Consider the following 12,187-nt stretch of genomic DNA (forward strand, 5'->3'; position numbering starts at 1 on the left):
TGCATCCTTCGCGCGCTGGCAGCGGGCCTTTACCGTGCGGGCACCATGAGTGCACTCCCCTTGCGCCGCGCGCCGGCCATTCCCGAAACAGACACCTCGCCCTCCGTCGACCTCAGCGTGCTGGCCCGCCTGTCGGACCAGTTCGCGTCCACGGCCGAAGACCACGACCGCAGCGGCGCCTTTCCGCGCCAGAACTTCGAGGCGCTGCAGGCGCACGGCCTGATCGGCCTCGTCGCGCCCGCCGCATACGGCGGCGGCGGCGCCACGCTGGCCGCGGCGCGCCGCGTGATCGCGGCGGTGGCGCGCGGCGAACCCGCCACCGCGCTGATCCTCACCATGACCTACCTGCAGCACCAGGCGCTCGCGCGCCGCGAGAGCCGCTGGCCCGCGCACCTGCGCGAGCGCGTGGCACGCGACGCGGTGGCGCACGGCGCGCTCATCAACGCACTGCGCGTGGAGCCCGCGCTGGGCTCGCCGGCGCGCGGCGGCCTGCCCGGCACCGTGGCGCGGCGCACGCCCGAGGGCTGGCGCATCGACGGCCACAAGCTCTACACGACGGGCATCGAGGGCCTGTCGTGGCTCGCGGTGTGGGCCCGCACCGACGAGCCCGCGCCGCGCACCGGCGTGTTCCTGGTGCCGCGCGACGCGCCTGGCATCCGCGTGATCGCGAGCTGGGACCACCTGGGCCTGCGCGCCTCGGGCAGCCACGAGGTGGTGTTCGAGGACGTCGCCATTGCCGCCGACCACGCCGTCGACCTGCGCGCGCCCGCCGACTGGGCGCCCGGCGCCGGCAGCCAGACCGACATCGACGCCCATGCGGCGCAGCAGGCCTGGATGGTCGTGCTGCTGGGCAGCCTCTACGACGCCGTGGCGCACGCCGCGCGCGACTGGCTGGTCGACTTTTTGAACCGGCGCGCGCCCGGCAGCCTGGGCGCGCCGCTGGCCAGCCTGCCGCGCGTGCAGGAGCAGGTGGGCGAGATCGAGGCGCTGCTACGCACCAACCGCGTGCTGCTCGACGACGCGGCCGCCGCGGTCGACAGCGGCCACACCCCGCCCGCCGCCGACAGCGGCCTGCTCAAGCACACCGTGACCACCCACGCCATCCGCGTGGTCGAGCTGGCGCTCCAGCTGAGCGGCAACCACGGCCTCACGCGCCAGAACCCGCTCGAACGCCACTACCGCGACGTGCTGTGCAGCCGCATCCACACGCCGCAGAACGACGCGATCCTGGTCGCGGCGGGCCAGCGTGCGTTGCAGGTGTCGGGAGGTGCCGCATGAGCGCGCTGCCAATTTCTCGCCGCACCTGGCTCGCGCAAGGCGCCGCGCTGTCGCTGGCCGTGGCCGGCCCGTTGCGCGCGGTGGCGCAACCCCAGGCCACGCTGGTGCTCGGCGACCAGGCCGGCGGTCTGCGCTCGCTGTTCGAGGCCTCCAAGGCCCTCGACGACGCGCCCTTCGCCTACCGCTGGGCCAACTTCCAGGGCGCCGCGCCGCTGTTCGAGGCGCAGCGCAGCGCCGCCGTCGACACCGCGATGGCCGGCGACCTGCCCGTGCTCGCGGCGGCCGTCGGCAAGACGCCGCTGAAGATCGTCGCCACGCGCGTGGGCAAGGCCGAGTCGCTGGGCATCGTGGTGCAGCCCGACTCGCCGCTGCGCCGCGTGGCCGACCTGCGCGGTCAGACGGTGATCGTCTCGTCGGCGCGCGGCAGCATCTCGCAGTACCAGCTCTACGGCGCGCTCGAAGAAGCCGGCGTGCGGCGCGACGAGGTCACGGTGAAGTTCGTGCTGCCCACCGACGCGGCCGCCGCGTTCGCGTCGAAGCAGATCGACGCCTGGGCCATCTTCGACCCCTACTACGCCATCGCGCTGCAGCAGGGCGGGCGCATCCTGCGCGACGGGCGCGGCATCAACACGGCGCTGGGCTTCATCACCGCGAGCGAGCATTCGCTGGCCGATGCGGCCAAGCGCGCGGCCATCGTGCAGTTCCTCGAGCGGCTCGCCCGCGCGGGCGACTGGGCGCTGGCCAACCCCGAGGCCTATGCGCAGGCCTACAGCCAGCTCACGCGGCTGCCGATCGCGTCGGCGCGCCTCATCACGGCGCGCGCCTCGGTGGCGGGGCGGCCCGTGAGCGAAGCCGACATCACCGCGCTACAAACTGTGGCCGACCGCTCGGCGCGTGACGGTATCCTTCCCACACGCGTGGATGTGCGCGCGATCACCGACACCCAACTCTGGAAACGCCCCGCATGATTGCTCCGCTGCGCGATTTCGTCGGCGCCTTCGGCCGGCTGCTCGACAGCCGGCCCGACGAGCCGCGCATCCTGTCCGAAGGCGGCGCGCTGCTGCGCACGCTGGTGGCGCGCGACGACTGGCTGCCCGACGCCTTCGCCGTGGCCGACCCGACCTACTACCAGCAGTTTTTGCTGCACGCCGACAGCACCGAGCGCTTCTCGGTCGTGAGCTTCGTCTGGGGACCAGGCCAGGCCACGCCGATCCACGACCACACGGTGTGGGGCCTCATCGGCATGCTGCGCGGCGCCGAGTACAGCCAGCCCTACGAGCTCGACGCCGACGGCACCGCGCGGCCCCAGGGCGAGCCGGTGCGGCTCGACGCGGGCCATGTCGAGGCCGTGTCGCCCACCGTGGGCGACCTGCACCGCGTGCACAACGCGCACGCCGACCGCGTGTCGATCAGCATCCACGTGTACGGCGCCAACATCGGCGCCGTGCGCCGCCACACCTACCCGGCCGAAGGCGGGCGCAAGCCCTTCGTCTCCGGCTACTCCAACACGCTGCTGCCCAACCTGTGGGACCGCTCCGCCGAACTCCGAAACACTGCCGCATGACGACGACAACGACCGCCTCCTTTCCCCTGCTGCCCTTCGCCGCACTGCGCGAACGGCTGATCGCGCGCGAGGAGACCGCGCTGCTCGACCTGCGCGAGGAAGACCCGTTCGCCCAGGAGCACCCGCTGTGGGCCGCCAACCTGCCGCTGTCGCGCATCGAGATCGAAGCGTGGCGGCGCATTCCGCGGCGCGACACCTTCATCGTGCTGTACGGCGCGCACGACGGCGTCGACCTCGCGCCGCTGGCCGCACGCACCTTCGCCGCGCTCGGCTACACCAACGTGCACCTGCTCGACGGCGGCCTTGAAGGCTGGCGCGCGGCGGGCGGCGAGCTGTTCCGCGACGTGAACGTGCCGAGCAAGTCCTTCGGCGAGCTGGTCGAGCACGAGCGGCACACGCCCTCGCTGTCGGCGCCCGAGGTGAAGGCGCTCATCGACAGCCGCGCCGACGTGGTCGTGCTCGACGCGCGTCGCTTCGACGAATACCAGACCATGAGCATCCCCTCGGCCACCAGCGTGCCGGGCGCGGAGCTGGTGCTGCGCGTGCGCGAGCTCGCGCCCGACCCGGCCACGCGCGTGATCGTGAACTGCGCAGGCCGCACGCGCAGCATCATCGGCACGCAGTCGCTCGTGAACGCGGGCATCCCGAACCCGGTGGCGGCCCTGCGCAACGGCACCATCGGCTGGAAGCTCGCGGGCCAGGTGCTCGACCACGGCGCCGGCCGGCAGGCACCGGCTGCAGTGTCTGAGGCGAACCGCACCCAGGCGCAGGCCGACGCGCGCCGCGTGGCCGACGCCGCGGGCGTGCGCCGCATCGCCCTCGACGCACTCGACACGCTTGAAGCGCCAGGCCGCACCGTGTACCGCTTCGACGTGCGCACGCCCGAGGAATACACCGCCGGCCACCTGCCCGGCTTCGCGAGCGCGCCCGGGGGGCAGCTGGTGCAGGAAACCGATCACCAGGTGCCGGTGCGCGGCGCACGCATCGTGCTGGCCGACGACGACGGCGTGCGCGCGTCGATGAGCGCCTCATGGCTCGCGCAGATGGGCTGGGAGGTGTACGTGCCCGATGCGGTGCCGCCAGCCGCCGCGCACAGCGAGACCGGCACGCCAACGTCGGCCTACCCGCCCGTCGCAGCCACGGTCGCCGAGATCGCGCCGCAAGCCTTGGCCGAGTTGCTGAAGCAGCAACCCGCCACCGCCGTGATCGACGTGACCACGAGCGCCAACTACGTGAAGCGCCACATTCCCGGCGCCTGGTACGCGATCCGCGCGCAGCTCGCCCAGGCGCTCGACCGCCAGGCCCTTCCGTCCGCCCCGCGCTACGTGCTGACCTGCGGCAGCAGCCTGCTCGCCCGCTACGCCGCCGCGGACCTGCGCGCCCTGCTCGACGCACGCGGCCAGCGCGACGTGGAGGTGCAGGTGCTCACGGGCGGCAACACCGCCTGGTTCGCCGCCGGGCTGCCGGCCGAGACCGGCGAGACCCGCCTGGCCACGGCCCGCACCGACCGCTACCGCCGGCCCTACGAAGGCACCGACGCGCCCGCCGAGGCCATGCAGGCCTACCTGGACTGGGAGTTCGGGTTGGTGGAACAGCTGGGACGCGACGGCACGCATCACTTCCGCGTGGCCTGAGCGCGCGCAGCGCAGACGAAAAAAAGCCGGGCATGCCCGGCTTTTTGCTTTCACTGTCGCGCGACGCCGGTTTAACCCGGCTCGGCCGCCTTGAACAGTGCCGCGACCTTGCGCTTGCTCTTGATGTTGCTCGAGATGCCGCGCGCGGGCGCGGCCTTGGCCGACGCTTCCCAGGCCGGCGCGGCTTCGCGCTCGCCGGACTCGTAGGGCTTGTCGAAGAACGGATCGCGCGGCGCGGACGGTGCGCGGTGCGGGCGGCCGCCACCGCTCATGCTGCGGCGGGTGTCGGCTTCGCGGCGTTCGCGCGGCTGGTCGAGCACGTCGCGTGCGTCGCCGGCTTCGCCTTCTTCACGCCAGTGGCGGCGTCCGTCGTTGATGCGGCCGCGCGGGCGGTCTTCTTCGAACTCGACGGGTTCGAGCTCGATCTTCTTCTTGATCAGCTTCTCGATGTCGGCCACCAGGCGCGCATCGTTGCCGCCGCTGGCGAAGCTCACGGCCAGGCCCGAAGCGCCGGCACGGCCCGTGCGGCCGATGCGGTGCACGTAGTCTTCGGCGTTGAACGGGATGTCGAAGTTGAAGACGGCGGGCACGTCCTTGATGTCCAGGCCGCGGGCCGCGACGTCGGTGCACACCAAGAGGTCGACTTCGCCGGCCTTGAACGAGGCGAGCGCCTTCAGGCGTTCGTCCTGGCTCTTGTCGCCGTGCAGTGCGGTGGTACGCAGACCGTCGCGCTCCAGCGAGCGTGCGAGGCGCGCGCAGCCGAGCTTGCTGTTGACGAACACGAAGGCCTGCGTAATGCCGCGTTGCTTGACGATCTGCTTGAGCGCACGGCGCTTGTCGTCGTCGGAGACGCTGTAGAAGTGCTGTTCGACGGTGGAGGCCGTTTCGTTCGGCCGCGCCACTTCGATGGTGACCGGGTTCTGCAGGTAGCTGCTGGCCAGTCGCTTGATCTCGGGCGAGAAGGTGGCCGAGAACAGCAGCGTGGTGCGCTGCTTGGGCAGGTAGCTCAGGATGCGCTGCAGGTCGGGCAGGAAGCCGATGTCGAGCATGCGGTCGGCCTCGTCGAGCACGACGTATTCGACCTGGTTGAGCACCGCGTTCTTGGCTTCGATGTGATCGAGCAGCCGGCCCGGCGTGGCCACGAGCACTTCGACGCCCTTCTTCAGCTCCAGCGTCTGGGGCTTCATGTCGATGCCGCCGAACACGACCGTGCTGCGCAGGTTGGTGTACTTGGCGTACAGCTTGACCTGTTGCGCGACCTGGTCGGCCAGTTCACGCGTGGGCAGCAGCACCAGCGCACGCACCGGATGCCGCGCGGGCGAGGTGGAGGCGTTTTCGTGCTTGAGCATGCGCTGCAGCAAGGGCAGCGAAAACGCCGCCGTCTTGCCGGTGCCGGTCTGCGCGGCGCCCATCACGTCCTGGCCTGAAAGCACGACCGGAATGGCCTGTGCCTGGATGGGCGTCATGGTCTCGTAGCCCATTTCGGCCACGGCGCGGGCCAGCGGTTCTGCCAGCGAAAGATTGGAGAAGGACATTGTCATTGAGCCTTCTATTGTCGCACTGCCGCAAAAAACGGCAGTGACAACGAAACGACAACATCCGCGCAGGCCGAATTGCTATTTATTCAATAGCAAAGACCCCAATGAACTCGGGGCTCTCGGGAGACAATCTTTACAGATTGCGCGCGTTGAAGGTGTCGCAGGACTTCATTTCACCCGTCTGGTAGCCCGTGCCGAACCAGCGTTGGCGCTGTGCACTGGAGCCGTGGGTGAAGCTGTCGGGCACCACGGCGCGGCCCGCCGAGCGCTGCAGGGCGTCGTCGCCGATCTTCTGCGCGGCGTTCATGGCGGCCTCGATGTCGCCCGGGTCGAGCCACTTCTTCGACTCCTGCGAGTGGTGCGCCCACACGCCCGCGAAGCAGTCGGCCTGCAGCTCGACGCGCACGCTGACGGCGTTGTTCTGCGACTGGCTCAGGCGCCCGCGCATGCCGTCGACCTTGGCGGTGATGCCCAGTTCGTCCTGCACGTGGTGGCCGACCTCGTGCGCGATGACGTACGCCTGCGCGAACTCGCCGGGTGCGCCGAGCTGGTTCTTCAGGGTGTCGTAGAACGCCAGGTCGATGTAGACCTTCTTGTCGCCCGGACAGTAGAACGGCCCCATGGCCGATTGACCGGTGCCGCAGGCCGTGGGCGTGGCGCCGCGGAACAGCACGAGCCGGGGCGCCTGGTAATTGCCGCCGCTCTTGCGGAAGAGATCGGTCCAGACCACCTCGGTGTTCTTCAGCACGGTGGAGACGAAGGCCGCCTCGCGATCGCCGGTGGGCGGCTTGGGCGCGGGGCCTTGCTGCTGTTGCTGCACCTGGACCGGGTCGCCGCCGCCGCTGAGCAGGCTCAGCACGGTGAGCGGGTTGATGCCGAAGATCCAGCCGGCGATGAGCGCGACCGCGATGGTGCCGATGCCGATGCCGCGCCCACCGATGAAGCCGCCGCCTCCGCCGCCACCCCCGCCGTCACGGCGGTCTTCGACGTTGTCGGATTGTTCGTTGCCTTCCCATCTCATCGCAGTCTCCTTGCCGGCTTGCTGAACGGCGTATTTGCCGGAACGTCGCAGGATGGTACTTGGCCCGGCCGCCCGGAACGTAACCGGCGGTCAGGATGCCTGTATCAGGCTGTCAGGTCTTGGGCAGCGTGACGCCGCGCTGGCCCTGGTACTTGCCGCCGCGGTCCTTGTAGCTGGTCTCGCAGACCTCGTCGCTCTCGAAGAACAGCACCTGCGCGCAGCCTTCGCCCGCGTAGATCTTGGCGGGCAGCGGCGTGGTGTTGCTGAACTCCAGCGTCACGTAGCCTTCCCACTCGGGCTCGAACGGGGTCACGTTGACGATGATGCCGCAGCGCGCGTAGGTGCTCTTGCCCAGGCAGATGGTCAGCACGTTGCGCGGGATGCGGAAGTACTCCACGGTGCGCGCCAGCGCGAAGCTGTTGGGCGGGATGATGCAGTAGTCGCCGTGCATGTCGACGAAGCTCTTCTCGTCGAAGTTCTTCGGGTCGACCACGGTGCTGTGGATGTTGGTGAAGACCTTGAACTCGGGCGCGCACCGGATGTCGTAGCCGTAGCTCGAAGTGCCGTAGCTGATGATCTTGTGGCCGTCGTTCTCACGCACCTGGCCCGGTTCGAAGGGATCGATCATTCCTTCGTTCTCGGCCATGCGCCGGATCCATTTGTCGCTCTTGATGCTCATATGCGCTCGCTGATGCTGCTGCGGGGGAAATCGGGGCCGAATTGTGGCATGGGCGCCCTGCGCGCCTTCCCCGCAGGCGCCGCTCAGCCCGCCTGCGAAATCACCGTGCGCTCGACCAGCCGGTCGTCGCCCAGCACGATCATCGCGAACAGCAGCTCTTCGAGGTTGTTGGCCAGCGAGGTCTTGCGCGCCAGCAGCGGCGTGGCGGACGGGTTCAGCACCAGGAAGTCGGCCTCGCAGCCCGGCTGCAGGTTGCCGACCACGCCGTCGAGCCCCAGCGAACGCGCGGCGCCGCCGGTGTGGTGCCACCACAGCCGCGAGGGCGCGATGCTCAGGCCGGTCTTGGTCTGGCCCTCACGGCCCACGTAGTACGCGGCCAGCATGGTGTGGAAGGGGCTGAAGCTGGTGCCGCCGCCCACGTCGCTGGCCAGGCCGTACGGTTGCTCGAGGCGGTCGGCCGCGCCGAAGTCGAAGAAGCCGCTGCCCAGGAACAGGTTGCTCGTGGGGCTCACGGCGGCGGCCGTCTTCGTCTCGTGCATGAGCGCACGGTCGGTGTCGTCCAGGTAGATGCAGTGGGCGTACACGGCGCGTTCGCGCAGCAGACCGAAGTCGGCGTACACGTCCAGGTAGGAGCGCGACTGGGGGTACAGCTCGCGCGCCCACTTCACCTCGTCGCGGTTCTCGGCCACGTGCGACTGGATCCAGGTGTCGCCGTATTTGGCGGCCAGCTCGCCGGCACCGCGCATCTGCGCGTCGGTGCTGGTGGGTGCGAAACGCGGCGTGATGGCGTAGCCCAGGCGGTCGACGTTGTGCCACTTGCGGATCAGCGCCTCGGTGTCGACCAGGCTCTGCTCGGTGTCGTCGCGCACGCCGTCGGGCGAGTTGCGGTCCTGCAGCACCTTGCCGGTGATCATGCGCAATTGGCGGCGCTGCGCGCTCTCGAAGAAAGCGTCGACCGAGGCGACGTGCGAGGTCGCGAAGGTCAGCGAGGTGGTCACGCCGTTGCGCAGCAGCTCGTCGAAGAACACGTCGGCCACCACGCGCGAGTGCGCGGGGTCGGCGAACTTGCTTTCGGCCGGGAAGGTGTAGTTCTCGAGCCAGGGCAGCAGGCCGGCGGCGGGCGCGCCGATGATGTCGGTCTGCGGGTAATGCACGTGCATGTCCACGAAGCCCGGCGCCAGGATGCGGCCCGGCAGGTGGGTGGTGTGGGCGCCGGCATGGCGCTGCGACACGTCGGCATGGCTGCCGGCGTCGAGCACGCGCTGGCGGCCGGTGCTGTCGGGGGCGACGACCAGCAGGCCGTCCTCGTCGAAGACAGGCAGGCCGGCGGCGTCGAATCGCAGGAGGGAGGCGCGGTAGGCTTTTTTCATCGTGGATTCGGAGGGTAATCCAGCCCCGGACGACGGGAATTGCCCTGCGCGTATGAGTGCTATACGCGCAACGCTCTCTTCAGGCGGGGCAAAAGGCCGCGCTCAGCGTGTCACCCGCCCCTGCACGCCCTCGGCCAGCCAGTTCATCTGCAGGATCTGTTCGTCGCTCAGCTGCGCGCCCTTGGCGATCGCGACGCGGCCTCCGTTGTCGCGCACGTCGGCCGCCGCCGCGCGGAACGGCTGCAGCTTGCCCGCCGCGATGTCCTTCTGCCGCGCCAGCACCTCGTCCTGCACGGCCTTGGGCACCTTCGTGCCGAAGTCGCCGACGCGGATCATTCCTTCCTTCACGCCGCCCCAGAGGTTGCCGCTCTTCCAGGTGCCGTCGAGCACGGCCTTCGCGCGTTGCGTGTAGTAGCCGCCCCACTGGTGCGTGACCGCGACGATCTGCGCGTCGGGCGCGATCTTGCGCATGTCGGAGTGGTAGGCCACGGCCATCTTGCCGCGCTCCTGCGCGGCGGCCATCACGGCGGTGGAGCCGGTGTGGAAGGCGAGCACGTCGGCGTTCTGGTTGAACAGCGCCATGGCCGCGTCGCGCTCCTTCGGCGGATCGAACCACTCGTTGAGCCACACCACGATCACCTTGGCCTTCGGGTTCACCGAGCGCATGCCGAGCGTGAAGGCATTGATGCCCTGCAGCACCTCGGGAATCGGAAAGCCCGCGACGTAGCCGGCCACGTTCGTCTTCGTCATGCGCCCGGCCGCGATGCCCGCGAGGTAGCGGCCTTCGTAGTAACGGGCGTTGGCAGTCGCCACATTGGGCGCGGTCTTGTAGCCGGTGATCGATTCGAACTTCACGCCGGGGAAGTCCTTCGCGACCTTCAGCGTCGGCTCCATGTAGCCGAAGCTGGGCGTGAAGATCAGCTGGCTGCCCTGCTGCGCGAGGTCGCGGATCACGCGCTCGGCATCGGCGCCCTCGGGCACGTTCTCGACGAAGACGGTGTTCACGCGGGGGCCCAGCGCGGCCTCGACGGCCTTGCGGCCTTCTTCATGCTGGCGCACCCAGCCGGCATCGGTGACCGGCGTGACATAGACAAAGCCGACCTTCAGCGCGTCCTTGGCGGGAGGCGGCTTCGGCGGCGCGGTCTGGGACAGGGCGGGAGATAAAAAGCAAGCGGCTGCCAGCGCCAGAACGGCGCGGCCCGCGAGGTTTTTGTACATGGTGTTCCTCTACATGGCCCCGGAAAAGCAAAACCCCGCAGCAGGCCGGGACGCCCTGCTGCGGGGTTCGGATTTTAATGCCGCAGCCTCCCGTCAGCCATGGCCGCCGCAGAACGCGAACGCGAACGCATCCGGCCGCGCAGACGCATCGGATGCGGCGGCCAGGAACGCCGCACACTCATTACGATCCGTGCCTCCGCATCACACCCTGCCAGCCATGACCCTCAGCATGCATTTCGACTTCACGCCGCTGCCACGAACGCCCGTGCTCGAGCCATGCATCGTCGCCAACGCGGCGGGCTACGACCTCTTCACCAACGAGACCGTCACCCTGGCCTTCGGCACGAAATGCGTGATGGTGAAGGCCAAGAACCGCGATCCGATCCCCTTGCCCTACTTCGAGCTGGCCGAGCTCACGATCGAGAACCGCGAAGTCGCGACAACCGGCGGTACCACGCAAGGCCTGACGGGGCTGGGCAACCCGACGGGCCGGGAACACATCTCCGCCACGACGCAACCGACCCTGCAGAGCTTCATTTCCTTCGTCACGCATCTCGGCGAACTGCACCTGTTCTACCGCGGCATGCCGCCGACCGTGCTGCGCATGGCACTGGCCGAGGCCTTCGCCGTCTGGCGCCAGCACCAGCCGGAATGGCTCGAGAAGCGACGCAAGGTCGTGGACGCCTATGCCGACAGCGAAGGACTGGACGCGCAGACACGCGACGCGCTGAAAGCGAGGTTGCTGACGCCGATCGTGCCGCCTGCGTCGGCCGCGCCGCTCTCGTTTCCTTCCGCCGGCTTCCCCACCGACGACATGCCGGCGCCGGACACCTTCGACCCCGCGACCCGCCTCGGCGTGTGCCCCTCGTGCAATGCGGAGATTCCGTACTTCTCCGAGGAATGCCCCCAGTGCCGGGCACTTTTCGGACCGGACTCCGCATGGCAGGTGCGGCCGCTCTGACCGCCCTTGAAGTGAAGCCAGGCTGGCGGAGTTCCTGGGGCACGTCTTCTTCGTGCACGACCGACGGCCTCACCCGCCGAACGCAGGCGTCATGCCAGTAGCGCGGTGGCACCGACGCCGTAGCGCGCCGCCGGCGCCGTGCTGGACAACCGGCCCGACATCGCACGCCGCGCCGCATCGAACGCATCCCACTCGGCCAGATCAGGCAGCGCCGGAATCGTGACCTGCTCGCCTTGGTCGAGCCCCGCGAGGGCCGCGTCGACCATGTCTTCTGCCGTCATCACGATCTCCTTGGGCAGGTGCGCCATCGGCACGCCCGCAACGCCCCAGAACTCGGTGGCTGTCGCGCCAGGCAGCACCGCCTGCACGCGCACGCCCTTGTCCTTCAGCTCGTGCTGCAGCGACTGGCTCAGCGCCAGCACGAAGGCCTTGGTGCCGCCGTACACGCCGTTGAGCGTCTCGGGCGAGATCGCCACGATGGAGGCGATGTTCACCAGCGTGCCGCCGCCGCGTTCGACGAAACCCGGCACAGCCGCGTAGGTGAGCCGCGTGAGCGCGCTCACGTTGAGCTCGATCATGTCCGCCATCTTGTCGATGTCCGAGCCGAGCAGCGGCCCGGCGGCGCCGAAGCCGGCGTTGTTCACCAGCAGGGTGATGTCGCCGCGAGTGCGCAGCACGGCTTCCACGGACGCGATGTCCTTCCGGTCGGACAGGTCGGCCGGAAGAACCTCGACCTTGCGCCCGGTCTCGTCAGAGAGCTTCGCGGCCAGCGCGGCAAGGCGCTCGCGGTTGCGCGCCACCAGGATCAGGTCGAAGCCGCGCCGCGCGAGACGGTCCGCGTACACGGCGCCGATGCCCGACGACGCGCCGGTGATGAGGGCCGTGCCCTTGTTCGGATTTGCTTGCGTTGCAGTCATGGAGTTT

At 69.6% G+C, this 12,187-nt stretch carries 11 protein-coding genes; 5 read left to right on the top strand and 6 right to left on the bottom strand.

Annotated elements, in window-relative coordinates:
- Positions 1–45: 45 nt before the first annotated feature.
- Genes AC1RAA_RS12200 through AC1RAA_RS12215 form a run of 4 tightly spaced genes read left to right on the top strand, consistent with a single transcriptional unit; the run spans position 46 to position 4,476 of the window.
- Entirely contained in the window at positions 46–1,278 is a 1,233-nt protein-coding gene (locus AC1RAA_RS12200) for an acyl-CoA dehydrogenase family protein (RefSeq protein WP_492729085.1), read from the top strand.
- A complete protein-coding gene (locus AC1RAA_RS12205; RefSeq protein ID WP_492729083.1) occupies positions 1,275–2,246 on the top strand; it encodes an ABC transporter substrate-binding protein in 972 nt (323 codons plus the stop codon). The genes AC1RAA_RS12200 and AC1RAA_RS12205 overlap by 4 nt, the downstream gene beginning before the upstream one ends.
- Positions 2,243–2,842, top strand: coding sequence for a cysteine dioxygenase family protein (locus AC1RAA_RS12210; protein WP_492729081.1), 600 nt, complete (start codon positions 2,243–2,245; stop codon positions 2,840–2,842). The genes AC1RAA_RS12205 and AC1RAA_RS12210 overlap by 4 nt, the downstream gene beginning before the upstream one ends.
- The gene (locus AC1RAA_RS12215) at positions 2,839–4,476 is read left to right on the top strand and encodes a rhodanese-related sulfurtransferase (RefSeq protein ID WP_492729079.1); all 1,638 of its coding nucleotides are present in this window, start codon (positions 2,839–2,841) and stop codon (positions 4,474–4,476) included. Before AC1RAA_RS12210 ends, AC1RAA_RS12215 begins: the two co-directional genes overlap by 4 nt.
- 71 nt (positions 4,477–4,547) lie before the next feature.
- Here the strand turns inward: AC1RAA_RS12215 and AC1RAA_RS12220 are convergent, their stop codons facing one another.
- From AC1RAA_RS12220 to AC1RAA_RS12240, 5 genes are all read right to left on the bottom strand, one after another.
- Positions 4,548–6,017, bottom strand: coding sequence for a DEAD/DEAH box helicase (locus tag AC1RAA_RS12220; protein ID WP_062477554.1), 1,470 nt, complete (start codon positions 6,015–6,017; stop codon positions 4,548–4,550).
- A 130-nt stretch (positions 6,018–6,147) separates the two neighbouring features.
- Positions 6,148–7,035, bottom strand: coding sequence for a KPN_02809 family neutral zinc metallopeptidase (gene ypfJ / locus AC1RAA_RS12225; protein WP_062477550.1), 888 nt, complete (start codon positions 7,033–7,035; stop codon positions 6,148–6,150).
- Positions 7,036–7,147: 112 nt separating this feature from the next.
- On the bottom strand, positions 7,148–7,714 hold the full coding sequence (dcd, locus tag AC1RAA_RS12230; RefSeq protein ID WP_062477547.1) for a dCTP deaminase: 567 nt from the start codon (positions 7,712–7,714) through the stop codon (positions 7,148–7,150).
- 83 nt (positions 7,715–7,797) lie between these two features.
- The gene (gene guaD, locus AC1RAA_RS12235) at positions 7,798–9,084 is read right to left on the bottom strand and encodes a guanine deaminase (protein ID WP_492729077.1); all 1,287 of its coding nucleotides are present in this window, start codon (positions 9,082–9,084) and stop codon (positions 7,798–7,800) included.
- Between the two features lie 102 nt (positions 9,085–9,186).
- Positions 9,187–10,302 (bottom strand): BMP family ABC transporter substrate-binding protein, encoded by a 1,116-nt coding sequence (locus tag AC1RAA_RS12240; RefSeq protein WP_492729076.1) that lies wholly within the window; start codon positions 10,300–10,302, stop codon positions 9,187–9,189.
- On the opposite strand from AC1RAA_RS12240, the gene AC1RAA_RS12245 reads away from it, so the two are divergent.
- Entirely contained in the window at positions 10,301–11,263 is a 963-nt protein-coding gene (locus tag AC1RAA_RS12245; RefSeq protein ID WP_492729075.1) for a hypothetical protein, read from the top strand. The two genes, AC1RAA_RS12240 and AC1RAA_RS12245, sit on opposite strands and share 2 nt — an antisense overlap.
- Before the next feature lie 89 nt (positions 11,264–11,352).
- Here the strand turns inward: AC1RAA_RS12245 and AC1RAA_RS12250 are convergent, their stop codons facing one another.
- Positions 11,353–12,180, bottom strand: coding sequence for an SDR family NAD(P)-dependent oxidoreductase (locus tag AC1RAA_RS12250; protein WP_492729074.1), 828 nt, complete (start codon positions 12,178–12,180; stop codon positions 11,353–11,355).
- Positions 12,181–12,187: the final 7 nt, after the last annotated feature.

Source organism: Variovorax sp. GW823-FHT04F07, assembly GCF_058795995.1.